Genomic DNA, 14201 nt, shown 5'->3' with positions numbered 1-14201 from the left:
CGCGCCGCGCCCGATCACGCCGCGCCGGGCCGCACCGCAGCCGACCGCACCGCACCGGGTCGCACCGCACCCGGTCGCCCCGCGCCCGACCGCGCCGCACCCGGCTGCCCCGCCCCGGTCGCCGGCTCCCGTCGCGACCGGGACGGGCGGGGGTGATCATGGGCGATCCGCACTGGCTCTTCGGTGACCAGCTCGGCCCGCACTTCCTCGCCCCCGGCGACCAGGGCCCCGCCCGCGACGCCCCGGTGGTCATGATCGAGGCCCGCTCGGTGTTCCGGCGGCGCCGCTTCCACCGGGCCAAGGCCCATCTGCTGCTGTCCGCCATGCGCCACCGGGCCGCCGAACTCGGCGACCGGGTCCGCCACGTCCGCGCCGAGACCTACCGCGAGGGGCTGCGGGAGGCCGTCGGCGGCGCCGCGGTGACGGTGTGCCACCCCACCTCACGGGCCGCCCTGCGCCTGGTCCGCTCCCTGGACCGGGTACGGGTGCTGCCCGCGCGCGGGTTCCTGCTGCCGCACGACGCCTTCCGCGCCTGGGCCGACGGACACGACGGCGCGGCACGGCTGCGGCAGGAGGACTTCTACCACTGGGTGCGTCGCGAGCTGGACCTGCTCATGGACGGCGACAGCCCGGCCGGCGGCCGCTGGAACCACGACCACGCCAACCGCGAACCCCCGCCGAGAGGCGAACGCACCCTCGACGCGCCCAAGCCCTACCGGCCCCGCGAGGACGACATCGACGCCGAGGTCCGCGCCGACCTGGACCGCTGGGAACGCGAGGACGGCATCCGCTTCGTCGGCCGGGACGGACCGCGCCGCTTCCCCGCCTCCCGTCGCGAGGCCCTGGCCGCGCTGCGCCGGTTCACCGAGCACCGGCTCGCCGGATTCGGGCCGTACGAGGACGCCATGCTCGCCGCCGACCCGGTGCTGCACCACAGCCTGCTCTCCTCCCTCAACCTGGGCCTGCTCGACCCGGCCGAGGTGGTCGCCGCGGCCGAGGACGTGTGGCGGGCCGGCCGGGCGCCCGTCAACAGCGTCGAGGGCTTCGTCCGGCAGGTCGCGGGCTGGCGCGAGTACGTGTGGCAGCTGTACTGGTACTTCGGCGAGGACTACCGCGACGGCAACGCCCTGGACCACCGCGCACCGCTGCCCGACTGGTTCCTCGAACTCGACGCCGACGCCGTCACCGCCCGCTGCCTGGCCACCGTCCTCGCCCAGGTGCGCGACACCGGCTGGACCCACCACATCCCGCGCCTGATGGTCCTCGGCAGCCACGCCTTGCAGCGCGGCTGGGACCCGCGCCAGGTGACCGACTGGTTCCACCGCTGCTTCGTCGACGGCTACGACTGGGTGATGCTGCCCAACGTCACCGGCATGTCCCAGTACGCCGACGGCGGCCGGATGACCACCAAGCCGTACACCTCGGGCGGCGCCTACATCCACCGGATGAGCGACCTGTGCGACGGCTGCGCCTACCGGCCCGGCGACCGGACCGGCGAGCGGGCCTGCCCGTACACCACCGGCTACTGGTCCTTCGCCCACCGCCACCGGGCCCTGCTCGCCGCCAACCGGCGCACCGCCCGCGCGGTGCGGGGCCTGGACCGGCTCGGCGACCTCGACGACGTGCTGGCCGCCGACCGCCGCTGGGACCGGCGGCCGCCCTGACCGGCCGGTCGGACCCCGCCGGCCGGACCCCGTCCGACGGCTCCCGCCGCCGGTTCACCAGGGCAGCGGCCCCGCCAGGTCGAAGTACCCGCCGGTGGGGCCGTCCGGGCCGACCTGGGCCATGCGGACGATGATCTCGGCGCCCTCCTCCACCGTCTGGGTGCCGGTGTTCCCGTTCAGGTCCGTTCTGGTGAAACCGGGCTCCACCGCGTTGACGCGCAACTCGGGCAGCGCCTTCGCGTACTGCACGGTGATCATGTTGACCGCGGTCTTGGAGGCCGGGTACGCGACGCCCGGGTAGGCGGAACCGGGGTGCCCCGGCTCGGACATGTGGGTCAGCGAGGCCAGGCCGCTGCTGACGTTGACCACGACCGGCGCCGCGGACCGCCGCAGCAGCGGCAGGAAGGCGTGGGTGACGCGGACCGTGCCGAACACATTGGTCTCGAAGACCGTCCGCATCGCGTCGGCCGTGAGGTCCGCCGCGCCGGCCACCTCGTTGTGCGGGCCGCGCGCCTCGATGCCGGCGTTGTTGACCAGCACGTCGAGACCGCCGCCGGCCTCGACCGTCCGCACCGCCGCCGCGACGGACGCGTCGTCGGTGACGTCGAGCGGCACGGCCCGGGCCCGCTCGCCCAGCCGCTCGGCGGCGGCCCGGCCCCGGGCCTCGTCCCTGCTGCCGAGGTAGACGGTGTGGCCCGCGGCGAACAGACGGCGGGCGGTCTCGAAGCCGAGACCCTTGTTCGCTCCGGTGATGAGTGTGGTCGTCATGCCTTCACGATCCGTCCCGCCCGGCCGCGCAGCCAGATGTCCCGCCTTCCTGGGACCAGCGGTACCAGGCACGCGCCCGGCCGGCGCGGCACACTGGTCGCATGGCGACGGCGGAGTTCGGAAAAGCGGTGCGCCGCTGGCGCGACCGGGTCCCGCCCGAGGCGGCGGGGCTGCCGACGGGCGGGCAGCGGCGCGCGGCCGGGCTGCGCCGCGAGGAGCTGGCCATGCTGGCCGGGATCTCCGTCGACTACGTCACCCGGCTCGAACAGGGCCGTGCCACCAACCCCTCGCCCCAGGTCGTCGAGGCGCTGGCCCGCGCGCTGCGGCTGTCGCGGGAGGAGCGCGGACACCTGTTCCGGCTGGCCGGCCTGGTGCCGCCGGGCCCGCGGACGGTGCCGGAGTACATCACCCCGAGCGTCCAGCGGGTGCTGGACCGGCTGACCGGTACGCCCGTCGCGGTCTTCGACGCGACCTGGACCCTGCTCCTGGCCAACGCGCCCTACGCGGCCCTGATGGGCGACCCGTCCGACCGGCGCGGCAACGAACGCAACGGCGTGTGGCGCCACTTCCTCGGCCCGGGGATCGGGGTCCGGCGCAGCCCGCGCGCGCAGCGCGACCACGAGGCCGCGCTCGTCGCCGACCTGCGCACGGCCGCCGAACGCTACCCGGCCGACCGCCGGCTGCACCGCCTGATCACCGAACTGCGCACGGGCAGCGAGCGATTCGCCCAGCTGTGGGACACGGGCGCCGCCGGCCGGCACGAGGCCGCGCGCAAGACGATCGACCATCCAAGGGTCGGGCCGGTGGCGCTGGACTGCGACATCCTCACCGTGGCGGGCAGCGACCTGCGGATCATGGTGTACACGGCCGAACCCGGCACCGAGGACGCCGAACGCCTCGCCCTGCTCATCGTCCTCGGCACCCAGGAGATGGCCGGCCCCACCGGCCGGGAGCCCGGCGCACCGGGCTCCCGGCCGGCGCCCACGCCTCAGCTGTAGCGCCCGAACACGCGCAGCAGGTACGCGGCGCGGTCCAGCGGATTGAGGTCGGTGCGCCCGCGGCTCGGCGCCGGCCCGGCCACCGGCCGGTACCCGTGGAACCGGGTGACCAGCACCCCCTCGCCCTGGCTCAGCCCCGGCAGCCGCTGCTCGAACTCCCGCACCCCGCGCACCGGTACGGTGCCCTCCACCAGGCAGCTGCCGCCCCGCTCCCGGGCCGCCTCCGGGGTGGCGCCGCACTCCGCCAGGTTCAGCAGGACGGCGCCCGCGCAGGCATCCGGCACCTCCAGCTCGAACCGGGCGACCGGCTCGTACACCCGGGTGCCGGCCTGCGCGAGCGCGTTCATCAGGACGAGCGGGGTGAGCCCCCGGAAGTCGCCCGCCGCGCTGACCGGGCTGGCGTATCCGGAGTGGGTGAGGGTCACCAGGACGTCCCGCACCTCCCAGCCGTGCAGCCCCTGTTCCAGGGTGGCGTGGACCGTCTCCTCGATCGCCTTGTGGAAGGCGCGCGGCAGCGAGCCGAGCTCCACCGAGCGGCGGAAGACGACGCCCGAGCCCGGCTCCCCGGGCTCCACCCGGAGACCGACCGTGGCCCAGAAGACGGTTCGGCCGCGCTGGTCGATCTGCTCCACCGACGCGCCGACCCCGACCGGGCGTTCGACGCAGACGATCCGGGTGTCCTCGAACACCACGTCCAGCCCGAAGTCCTCGGCGAGCGTCGTCGCGACGACCTCCTTGTGCACCTCGCCGTAGAGCGACACCGTGATCGTCCGCTCCCGGTCGTCCTCGCGGACGTCGATGAACGGGTCCTCGTCGGCCAACCGCGCCAGTGCGGCATGAAGCCGGGGCAGGGCGTCGGGCCGGGACGGCCGGACCACGCTCTCCAGACCGGGCGGCGCGAACAGGTGCCCGCCGCCCAGTTCCCCGGCGCGGCCGAGCCGGTCGCCGATCCGGACGTCCCCCAGCCCCCGGACCTTGGCGATGTCCCCGGCCCGGGCCCGCGCCGCCACCACCGCGGAGCCCCGGTCGAACACCTCGACCACCGTGGTCCGGCCGGTCAGTTCGGCGAGGACGCCGTGCCGGTCGCGCCGGAACACGGGCACCTTCGTCCGCGGCCCGAGCGAGCCCCCGCGCAACCGGACGAAGGCGGTCTTCTCGCCCGTCCCCCCGCGTTCGATCTTGAACACCGTGCCGTCGAGCGGGCCGTCGGCGTCACCGGGAGCGGCCGGGAGGAACCGGGGGATCGCGTCCATCAGGGCGTCGATGCCGGCGCCGGTCCGCGCCGAGCCGAACAGCACCGGGTGGAGCCGCGCCCGGCGCGCCTGCCGGGCGAGTGCCTCGGCGTAGTCGTGCGCGCCCAGGGACGTCTCGTCGTCCAGATAGCGGGCCAGGAAGCCGTCGTCGTGCTCGGCCAGGACGTCGGCGAGTTCGGCGGCGAAGCCCGGATCGCCGGGCCCGACGCCGCGGGCGGTCGCTCGCGCCCGAGCGGTGCCGATACCCTCCACCTGGGTCAACGCGACGACGTCCGGGCTGAGTTCGGAGCGGATCTCGTCCAGCAGGTCGCGGTGGCGGGCACCCGCCCGGTCGATCTTGTTGACGAAGACGATCACCGGCATGCGCAGCTTCGTCAGCGTGCGCGTCAGCAGCCGGGTCTGCGCCTGCACCCCCTCCACGGCGGAGACGACGAGCACCACCCCGTCGAGCACCCCGAGGGCCCTTTCCACCTCGGAGATGAAATCCGGGTGGCCGGGTGTGTCGATGAGGTTGACCTTGGCGCCGCCGACGGTGAAGGACACCACCGCGGACCGGATGGTGATGCCGCGCCGGCGCTCCAGTTCGTGCGAGTCGGTCTGGGTGTCGCCGCGATCGACGCTGCCGACGCGGTCGATGACGCCGGCGGTGTGCAGCAGCCGCTCCGTCAGGCTGGTCTTACCTGCGTCGACATGGGCCAGAATTCCGATGTTCACGCTTGCCAAGACGTGTGTCCCCTGCTTCTACGGTCTTCATGAGGATTACCGAGGCAACACGGATCTTTCGGGGCACGTCTTTCTCCTCGTCAGGCTGGGGCCGGGCGCGACCGGGTGTCCGATCCGGCGATACGGCCGGACGGGGCGCGGCGGGGAGCCAGCCTAGCGACGGGAGGTGACCGGCGGAAACGGATTTCGCCTGCCGGCGGCGCGCCGGGCCGGGCCGGGCACGGCGTCAGGGGCGTCAGGGGCGTCAGGGCCTCAAGGTGTCACAGCATCAGCAGCAAACGGGTGTTCGGCACGAGCTTGCGGTTCACGCTGGTGCTCTGGACGAAGATGGTGAAGTCGTCGTTGTGGTCCGGCCTGACCCGGACCTCCACGTCGGGCAGCCCGAGCAGGGCGCGGGCCTCGGGCCCCGTGAACACCCGGTCCGTCTTCTTCTCCAGCACCGCTATGCGCTTGCGCGCCTGCACCTTCTCCGACTTGCTCAGCTGGTAGAACGCGCCACCGGTGCGGTAGGTGTGTCCGCTCTCCACGACCCAGTCGCGGATCCCCGCGTCCCGGCTCACCGGGATCAGCCGGTACTCCGACGGGTCCACCGGGGCGAGGCCGGCCGCCTTGATGGTGTTCTCGTTGACCGCGTCCGCGCCCGTGGAGAACACCGCCCTCGACCCCCGGATACCCTGGGTGCGGCCCACCATGAACTTCTCGGTGGCCTGCTGGATGACCTGTCCGGCCTCCTCGAGGCCCTGGGTGCTCGTGGCGTCCCAGACGGCGACGTTGTCCTTGGGGAAGCCGCACCGCATGGCCTCCCGCTTGCCCATCTGGTCCGGTACGAGGACGGCCAGCGTCCAGTTGTCCTGCTGCGTCTCGATCATCCGGGCCACGGAGGCGACCAGTGCGCGCGGGTTCCCCTCGGGAGCGTCCGGGCAGTGATGGCTCGCGTTCTCCTGGCCGTCGGTCAGCACGAACGTCAGGAAGCTGTGGTCGCCGTAGAGCTGGGCCGTCTGCGCCAGCTCCCGCTGCGACTTCAGCGTGGCCGCCAGCAGGGCCGTCATCCCGCCGACCCGGTACAACTGCCGGAGCGACGGCATCCGCAGCACGTCCTTGTCGTAGACGACGCACTCCACCTCGCTGGCGAAGACGTACACCGTGACGCGCGTCTCCTGGTCCAACTCCCTCGACCGGCGGGCGAGATAGGCGATCTGCTCGTCGGCGACCTCGATGACCTTGCCGCTCAGGTGCGCCATGGACGAACTGGCGTCCAGCACCAGGGCGACGTGGTTGATGTAGTTCTGGGTCCCGGACATGGGAGCCTCCCCCTCGTTCCGACTCTCTCCGACGCGGTGCCCTCACTGTCGCACCCACCACTGACAATCGGTCCGGCGTCCGCGCCGCACGAGGCGCCGCCCATCGTGCGGGCGACGGCGTTGACGCCGTTGGCCCCGCACCCCGTGGGGCGCTCCCGGGCCGGGGAGGCGGGCGGCGCGACGGAGGGGGAGGCCGTCGGGCCGTACGGGGCGGGCGCGTCCCGGGACGACTTCGCCCGGGCCCTGCCGCGCGTCCCGGACGGCGTGCTCCGCACGCGCTGACGCCCTGCCGCGCACGGCGGCCTGACGAGTCGTCGCCTTCTGCCGGCTCGTCCGCCGTGGACCTCTCGACGGGAACGGCCCGGTGTGCGTGGTCCTGGCTGTCCGGCATGCGCTAGGTTAGGTTAGGCAAACCTAAGTTACCTGCTCCTGGGAGAGCCCGGATGCGCCGTACCCGTTCCCGCGCCACCGCGCCCACCGCCGCCGAGCGCGTGCGCTCGATCCTGGCCGCCGCCCATTCCCTGACCGTGGTGAGCGACGGAGTCCACAGCGAAGTGCGCCGCCTCAACGGCGAGGGCGCCATGGGCCACTTCCACCTGCACGCCCCCGCCGAAGACCCCGTCGTCCGGCCGTCCGGCCGCATCCCCGTCCGGCTGGAACTGACCGACGTCGCCCCCACCCCCGTACGCGAACGGCTGCGCGCCCGCGTGACGCTGACCGGACTGCTGGGCGCCCCCTACGATCCGGAGCGGGCGGAGAGCACCTGTGTGGAGTTCGGGCAGGCGGTCCTGGAGGACGAGCGGGGCCGCACGTACCTGACCCTCCAGGAACTGGAGGCGACCGCGCTCGACCCGCTGGCGATCTACGAGGCGGGCATGCTGACCCACCTGGCCGACGAGCACGGCGCTCTCGTCCCCCTGCTGCTCCGGCTCGTCCGCCCGGCCCCCGACCCCGGGGTGCGGCGGGTGCTCCCGGTGCGCATCGACCGCTACGGAGTGACCCTGCGGCTGGAATACCCGGACACCCACCGCGACGTCCGGCTGCCCTTCAGAGCGCCCGTGCACCACATCGACCACGTCGGCCCCAAGATCCACGGCCTCCTGGCCACCGCCCGCCGCCTCTCCCACACCGGCCGGCTGCCGACCTGAGCACCTGCCCCGCCTCGTCCCGGCACCGAGAACTACTGTCGCGGGCATGGTCGAACACGATGCCTTCAGCGCCACCCGCGAGGCCTACGACGCCGTCGCCGCCACCTACGCGCGGCTGTTCCGCGACACGCTGCGGGACAGCCCCCTGGACCGGGCGTTCCTGGGCGCCTTCGCCGAGGCCGTACGGGCGAGCGGGAACCGCCGGGTCGCGGACCTGGGGTGCGGGCCTGGCTACGTGACCGCCCACCTGGCGGAGTCGGGGCTGTCGGCGTTCGGCGTCGACGCCTCCGAGGCGATGATCGAGACGGCCCGGCGGGACTGTCCGGGCCTGCGGTTCGACGTGGGCTCGATGGCGGCGCTGGACATCCCCGACGACGCGCTGGGCGGCGTGCTCTCGCGGTGGTCCGTCATCCACACGCCGCCGCCGCGACTGCCCGCCGTCCTGCGGGAGTTCCACCGGGTGCTGGCGCCCGGCGGCCACCTCCTGATCTGCTTCTCGGCGAGCGACGGTCCCGACCGCCCGACCCAGGTCTTCGACCACGCGGTCGCGCCCGCCTACCGGTGGTGGCCCGACCATCTCGCCGCGACGCTGCGCGCGTCGGGGCTCGCCGAGGTGGCCCGGATGGTCCGCGAGCCCCAGCCCGCCGACCGACGGCAGTTCAAGGAGATCCACCTGCTCGCCCGCAAGGCCGCGCCGCATGACGCCCGGCCGGGTGAGTGAGCGAACCCACCGAACCCGCTAACCCACCGAACCCGCCTAACCCGCCGTGCCGGGCGGGTCCGACGCCTCCGGCGGACACCGGGCCATGGGTCGGCCCCGGTGCCTGCCGGGTGCGCTCGGCCGGCCCGGCCCTGCTCAGTCGTCGGTGACCTGGACTGTCACCCAGTCCGCCGACGGCTCGTGCAGGGCGTCCCCGGCGTAGGAGACGGTGTAGAGGGTGCTGCCCGCGGCGGGCGGCGTGTCGGTCACCGTGAAGCCGCCGTCGGGGCCGACCGTGACGGCCGGCAGCTCGGTGGCGCCCTTCTTCGTCAGCCGCTGGACGTCGACCACGGTCCCGGCCGGCAGCGCCGTACCGGCCGTGCCGAGGGCGCCGTGCAGGACGACGCCCGAGGTGCCCGTCCGGGACGGCGTCTCGACCGTCAGGTCCGTGGCGGCCTTGACGACGTCCACGCTCACCGTGGCGTCCGGGGCGGGATCGTGCGCGGCGTCACCGGCGAAGGAGACCGTGTACGTGGCCGTCCCGGTGGTGGACGGCGTGTCGGCCAGGGTGAAGCTTCCGTCCGGGCCGACGGCGGCCGCCGGGACGGTGTGGTCGCCGTCCGCGTCGTGGCGCACCGCGGTCACCCGCGCCGACGCGGCGGCCGCCGGGCCGTTCAGCCGCAGCGTGCCGGAGATCCGCACCGCCTGTCCCGCGTACGGGCTGCCGGGCCGCACGGTCGGCGGGCCGTCGAAGGCGGAGTGGTAGCGGGCGTCGGGGCGGGAGATGACGTGCAGCCAGTACGCGTCCCCGGCGGCGTCGGTGGTCATCGCGAACAGCCGTGAGCCGTCGGCGCTGAAGGCGAGTCCGCGGTCGGCCACCCGGTCGCCGCCCGCCGTCGGATCCGTGAAGGCGTACACGCGCGGGGTGTCACCGGCGGTGGGGTCGGCCCGCTGCACCAGCAGGTCGGCCTGGTCGCCGTCGGCCGCACCGCCGCGGGCGACGAGCGAGCCGTCCGGGCTGAAGGCGACCGAGGTCGCGTCGGCGCCCTGCGGCAGCGGGCCGTAGCCGGGCGCCGCGTCCGCGAGGTTCGTGGTGGACAGCGTCTTGACGCCCGAGGTCCCGGCCGCGACCGCCGCCAGCGTGCCGTCGGGGCTGATGGCGACGTCCCGGGGCGTGGCCGCCGGATCGGCGGCGGCGGTGTACGTGCGCAGGGCGAGCTGGCGGGCGGCGGTGGAGGTGGCGTCGTAGACGCCGACGACCAGCTTGGGCGTGCCGTAGGTCGCGTAGGTCTGGACGATCTTGTCGGGGATGCCCGGCGAGGTGGCGAACTTCGCGCCCACCAGCGAGTCGCCCGCCCGGTCGTGGGACCCGCCCAGGAGGCCGCCGCTGTAGAGCGCCTGCGTCTCGGTGGCGCAGTCCTTCGGGCGGTACTGGCTGGTGAGCCGGGTGAACCACAGCTTCCCGCCCGCGGTCCCGACGTCGCCGGGGCACAGCCCCTTGAAGAAGTCGTTGCTCACCCATCCGCCGCCCACGTAGGCGAACGTGTCGGCGTCGAAGACCAGCAGGTAACTGGAGGCGGCCACATAGAGGATGCTGCCGTCGGCGGAGAGCATCATGGCGCTCGCGCCGTCCGTGGCGCCGGTCCTGACCGTCTTGAGCAGGGTGCCGTCGAAGTCGTACACCAGCACCTCGCCGACGGTCGACGAGAGGCCGCCCGTGCTGACGTACACCCGGCCGCGGGCCTGGTCCACCAGCATGCGCGCGTAGGAGTCGGTCGGCAGTCTGACCGTCGTGTCGGACGGTTCGCCCGGTTCGGCCGCCTGCGCGGCCGGCGCGCCGGTGAACAGGGCGGCGGCGCAGACCGTGAGCGCGGCGAGCAGCCCCCTGGCCCGTCTGGAGCGGGTACGGCTGTTCCGAGTCATCCGAGTCATGCGGTGTCCCCCCACTGTCCCTGTTGTCCCTGTCGTCGCTACGAACGCCGTCCTGCGTCCAAGGAGAGGACGACGTTCGAACGTAACAGGTCGTCAGGTCGTGCGGAGGGTTTTTACGGTCCGTCGCACCGCGTCCGTCGCACCGCGTTTGTCGCCCCCGTCACACGCGCCGGTCGCGGTGGGCGGCGCCGCGGCGCGGCTCCGTGAGGTCGGCCAGCAGCAGCGCGGCCCACAGGGCGGCCTGGACGGCGAGGCCGCACACGGTGCGCACCTCGGCCCCGGTGGCGAGGGCGGAGGCCAGCAGACCGGCGGAGAGCACCAGGAACGCGAGGTAGGCCACCTGGGCCGACCGCAGGACCGCGCCCGTCCAGGCGGTGGACCGCGGCGCGCGCCGCTGCGTGCGCGCGGTCATGAGGGCCCCCGGACGAACGCCGCCGGAGACAGTGGAACGAAGAACACGTGACGTCCCCTCCCGTGCTCGCGTCGTACCGGTTCCCGCCCGGCCGGCGGGACCCGCATCCGGTACGGGTGCCCCGGCGGACGCCACGGACACGCCCTCGGCCCCGGGATTCCCCCGATCGGCGGGATTCACGGCGCCGGGCCGCCTGTCGGGCCGGGTACGGGACACTCGGCGGCCGGGCGTTTTGAAACGGTGACGTCGGCGGGGCAACGACCGCCGCTCGCCGCCTGTCTTCCTCTGCGACAGACCGCCGGGGCCGGCGCGGGAGCCTGACCCGCCCCGCCCGGCCCGGCGGTGACCACGGCGATCTCGGGAGAGGGAATCCATGAACACGCGATGTGGCCGTACGGCACTGCGGGGGACGGCCGTCGGCACGGCGGCGGCGGCCGCGATCGGACTGGCGGCGGCCGGGGCCTGGGCGAAGTCCGACCTCTCGTTCACGGCCGGCCCGCACACCGTGCGCCTCGGCTCGTCGGTGCGCCTCGCCGGACACGGCGCGGACGACAACTCCACCTTCAACAGGTTCTGTGTGCAGCAGCGCTCCGGCAAGGGCAAGTGGGCGACGCTGCGCTGCTCGGCCGGCGAGTACAACGGCGGCGGCAGCCTGAAGTTCTCGGTGCGCCCGGCGCATCGCGGCCAGTGGCAGTTCCGCGGCGTGCTCACCGAGGCGTCGTCCCGGACCTCCCGCCACACCTGGATACACCAGGTCTCCCCGACGGTGACCGTCCGCGTCCGCTGACCGGCCGCCGTACCCGCCCTGCCCGCGCGCCGTACCCGCCCTGTCCGCGCGCCGCGTAGGCGGGCGCGGCGGACACGGCGGGCGCGGCGGCGTCTACAGCGAGGTCGGCTTGATCATCGCGAACGGGGCGCCCTGCGGGTCGGCGACCACGGTCATCCGGCCGGCCATCATGTCGAACGGCGGGGCCAGGACCGTCCCGCCGCGTTTGACCAGGGCGTCCACGGTGGAGTCGACGTCGTCGACCGCGAAGTAGGTCAGCCAGTGCGCCGGGGTGCCGGGCGGGTCGTTGGCGAGCAGGGTGACGCCGCCGACCGTCCGGCCGCCCACCCGCAGCTGCCAGTAGGAGTCCGCGCCGTCGAGCGGTTCGATCTCGATGCCGAACGCCTCCCCGTAGAAGGCGGTCGCGGCGGGCACGTCGCTGGTGTGCAGCTCGTTCCAGGTCAGCGCGCTCGCCTCGTTGACCACCCCCGCGCCGAAGAACTCGCCCGGCTGCCAGACGCCGAACACCGCGCCCTGGGGGTCGGCGGCGACCAGCATGCGGCCGAGGCCGCCGACGTCCATCGCCGGGACCAGCAGGGTGCCGCCCGCGGCGACGACGGCGTCCTGGGTCGCCTGGGCGTCCGTACTGGCCAGATAGCTCGTCCAGACCGTCGGCGGCTCCGGCATCCCCTCGGGGGCCATCGCGGGACCGATGCCGGCGACGGCCTTGCCGTGCAGTTCGCAGACCGCGTACCCGCCGAAGTCGGCCGGCCCCGGACTGCCCTGCCAGCCGAACAGATCACGGTAGAAGTCCAGCGCGGCCTGCTGGTCCTTCGCCATCAGATCGACCCAGCACGGAGTGCCGGTCGCGTACGGAGAGGTGACTTCGGGCATCTTCGTCCTTCCACGAGGTGTGTCAGTCACCCTCGCCCGGCCGGACGGCCGTCGCCCTCCGACACGCCGCCGCCCTCGCACCGTCGGCGGCGGCGTTCACCGAGGTGGGGCGGGGTCTGCCGCCGGCAGCCCGCCCGCGAACGGCGCCGAGCGCCGGCGTACGCGTCCGCCGGTCACGGCGGGAGGGTGGTTATGCTCCGGCGCATGGACATAGTGATCCCGCTCTTCGACGGGTTCGAGCCGCTCGACGCGGTCGGGCCGTACGAGGTGCTCGCGTACGTGCCCGATACCACCGTACGGTTCGTCGCGGCCGAACCCGGCCTTGTGCAGGACGTGTTGGGCTCGCTGCCGGTGCACGTCGGGACCGGGTACGCGGAGGTCGAGCGCTGTGACGTCCTGCTGGTCCCGGGCGGGGGCAGCTTCCAGACCATGGTGGGCGACGCCGCGTTCCTCGACTGGGTGCGGCGGATCCACGCGGGCACCCGCTTCACCACCTCGGTCTGCACCGGCTCCCTGGTGCTCGGCGCGGCCGGACTGCTGAACGGCCTGACCGCCACGACCCATTGGGACGCCGCCGCCCAACTGGAGTCGTACGGCGCCCGCTACACCGCCGAGCGGGTGGTGCGGCAGGACCGGGTGATCACCTCGGCCGGGGTCTCCTCCGGCATCGACATGGCGCTGCGGCTGGCCGCCCTGCTCAGCGACGAGACGACCGCCCAGGCGATCCAGCTGTACACCGAGTACGACCCGCAACCCCCGTACCGGACCGGCTCGGTGGCCAAGGCGCCGGCCGAGGTGCTGGAGCGCGCCAAGTCCTTGTGGGGGTAGCGGGTCGGGTGTGACCGGAGCCGGACGAGCGGAGCCGCCCGGCGCGGTCCCGATGGCGGGTGCGTCCCGGGTGCGGCCGGGATCAGTCGAGATCCGAGGCCCGGGCGGCCGCCTCTTCCTCCGTGTGCGTGCCGCCGGTGGCCAGGGAGCCGCCGGCGCTCTCCAGGTGGGCGCGCACGAACCACTGGAACTGCTCCAGGTCGCGCAGCTGCTCGATGAGCAGGTCCTCGGTGGCCGGGTCGGTCTCCGAGACCTCCTTGATGGCGCCGCGCACGTCCAGGATCACACCGGAGTAGACGAGATCGAGCGCCCCGAGGTGGGCGATGGCGTCGGCCCGGCCGATGGAGTAGTCGTCCCAGGTGCGCTGGCTGACCAGGGCGCCCGGCGTGCCCTGGGCGACCCCGCCGAGTGCCGCGATGCGCTCGGCGACGTCGTCCGCCATGTCGCGCACCCGGTCGACCTGCGGGTCGACCATCTGGTGCACCGCGATGAAGTGGGGGCCCACGACGTTCCAGTGCACGTGCTTGAGCGTGAGGTGCAGGTCGTTGAGCGCGTGCAGGCGCAGCCGGAGCACGTCGACCAGGCGCGCGGCGTCCTTCAGGTCGACGCCCGGCACGGTGTACTTCGGGTTCGGGTTCTTCGCCATGGGGGTTCGGCTCCTTCACTGCGAATTCACTGCGAAACGATCTCGACACCCTCCTTCCCCGCTTCCCGGATCTCAGGCGGGGGGAGCGGGGGAGTGACGGAAACCGCGTTGTCAGTGGTGCCTGGCAGGCTGGGCGGCATGCACAGGGACGCACAGGGATGAGGAGCT

Annotated in this window: 13 protein-coding genes; 6 read left to right on the top strand and 7 right to left on the bottom strand. The window is 74.0% G+C overall.

Features of this window, described 5'->3' with window-relative positions; translation table 11 throughout:
- The first annotated feature begins 158 nt into the window (after positions 1-158).
- Positions 159-1664: a cryptochrome/photolyase family protein gene (locus ABEB07_RS10285; RefSeq protein ID WP_345667981.1), complete on the top strand. Its 1506-nt coding sequence runs from the start codon at positions 159-161 to the stop codon at positions 1662-1664.
- A gap of 54 nt (positions 1665-1718) precedes the next feature.
- On the opposite strand, the gene ABEB07_RS10280 is transcribed toward ABEB07_RS10285, so the two are convergent.
- Positions 1719-2432 (bottom strand): SDR family oxidoreductase, encoded by a 714-nt coding sequence (locus tag ABEB07_RS10280; RefSeq protein WP_345667980.1) that lies wholly within the window; start codon positions 2430-2432, stop codon positions 1719-1721.
- A 101-nt stretch (positions 2433-2533) separates the two neighbouring features.
- On the opposite strand from ABEB07_RS10280, the gene ABEB07_RS10275 reads away from it, so the two are divergent.
- The gene (locus tag ABEB07_RS10275; RefSeq protein WP_345667979.1) at positions 2534-3430 is read left to right on the top strand and encodes a helix-turn-helix transcriptional regulator; all 897 of its coding nucleotides are present in this window, start codon (positions 2534-2536) and stop codon (positions 3428-3430) included.
- Here the strand turns inward: ABEB07_RS10275 and ABEB07_RS10270 are convergent.
- Positions 3421-5406: a translation factor GTPase family protein gene (locus ABEB07_RS10270; protein WP_345667978.1), complete on the bottom strand. Its 1986-nt coding sequence runs from the start codon at positions 5404-5406 to the stop codon at positions 3421-3423. The genes ABEB07_RS10275 and ABEB07_RS10270 overlap by 10 nt on opposite strands.
- A gap of 260 nt (positions 5407-5666) precedes the next feature.
- Entirely contained in the window at positions 5667-6707 is a 1041-nt protein-coding gene (locus ABEB07_RS10265; protein ID WP_345667977.1) for a vWA domain-containing protein, read from the bottom strand.
- Between the two features lie 443 nt (positions 6708-7150).
- Between ABEB07_RS10265 and ABEB07_RS10260 the strand changes: the two genes are divergently transcribed.
- Both ABEB07_RS10260 and ABEB07_RS10255 read left to right on the top strand, forming a co-directional pair.
- The gene (locus ABEB07_RS10260; protein WP_345667976.1) at positions 7151-7855 is read left to right on the top strand and encodes a DUF2470 domain-containing protein; all 705 of its coding nucleotides are present in this window, start codon (positions 7151-7153) and stop codon (positions 7853-7855) included.
- 46 nt (positions 7856-7901) lie between these two features.
- The gene (locus ABEB07_RS10255; protein WP_345667975.1) at positions 7902-8576 is read left to right on the top strand and encodes a class I SAM-dependent methyltransferase; all 675 of its coding nucleotides are present in this window, start codon (positions 7902-7904) and stop codon (positions 8574-8576) included.
- 135 nt (positions 8577-8711) lie between these two features.
- On the opposite strand, the gene ABEB07_RS10250 is transcribed toward ABEB07_RS10255, so the two are convergent.
- Both ABEB07_RS10250 and ABEB07_RS10245 read right to left on the bottom strand, forming a co-directional pair.
- Positions 8712-10487, bottom strand: coding sequence for a WD40 repeat domain-containing protein (locus ABEB07_RS10250; protein ID WP_345667974.1), 1776 nt, complete (start codon positions 10485-10487; stop codon positions 8712-8714).
- Positions 10488-10647: 160 nt separating this feature from the next.
- Positions 10648-10899: a hypothetical protein gene (locus ABEB07_RS10245; RefSeq protein WP_164582252.1), complete on the bottom strand. Its 252-nt coding sequence runs from the start codon at positions 10897-10899 to the stop codon at positions 10648-10650.
- Between the two features lie 373 nt (positions 10900-11272).
- Between ABEB07_RS10245 and ABEB07_RS10240 the strand changes: the two genes are divergently transcribed.
- Positions 11273-11686: a hypothetical protein gene (locus ABEB07_RS10240; RefSeq protein WP_176146958.1), complete on the top strand. Its 414-nt coding sequence runs from the start codon at positions 11273-11275 to the stop codon at positions 11684-11686.
- Positions 11687-11779: 93 nt separating this feature from the next.
- Here ABEB07_RS10240 and ABEB07_RS10235 read toward each other — a convergent pair whose 3' ends face one another.
- Positions 11780-12559: a VOC family protein gene (locus ABEB07_RS10235; protein WP_345667973.1), complete on the bottom strand. Its 780-nt coding sequence runs from the start codon at positions 12557-12559 to the stop codon at positions 11780-11782.
- A 204-nt stretch (positions 12560-12763) separates the two neighbouring features.
- On the opposite strand from ABEB07_RS10235, the gene ABEB07_RS10230 reads away from it, so the two are divergent.
- Positions 12764-13387, top strand: a complete 624-nt coding sequence (locus ABEB07_RS10230; RefSeq protein WP_345667972.1) for a DJ-1/PfpI family protein — start codon at positions 12764-12766, stop codon at positions 13385-13387.
- A gap of 82 nt (positions 13388-13469) precedes the next feature.
- Here ABEB07_RS10230 and ABEB07_RS10225 read toward each other — a convergent pair whose 3' ends face one another.
- Positions 13470-14033 carry a Dps family protein gene (locus tag ABEB07_RS10225; RefSeq protein ID WP_176146955.1) on the bottom strand — a complete coding sequence of 188 codons (564 nt, stop codon included), beginning with the start codon at positions 14031-14033 and terminating at the stop codon, positions 13470-13472.
- Between the last annotated feature and the right edge of the window lie 168 nt (positions 14034-14201).

The sequence above is a fragment of the Streptomyces similanensis genome, assembly GCF_039543625.1.
Lineage (GTDB): Bacteria > Actinomycetota > Actinomycetes > Streptomycetales > Streptomycetaceae > Streptomyces > Streptomyces similanensis.
This window is presented reverse-complemented; position numbering and strand designations above follow the sequence as displayed.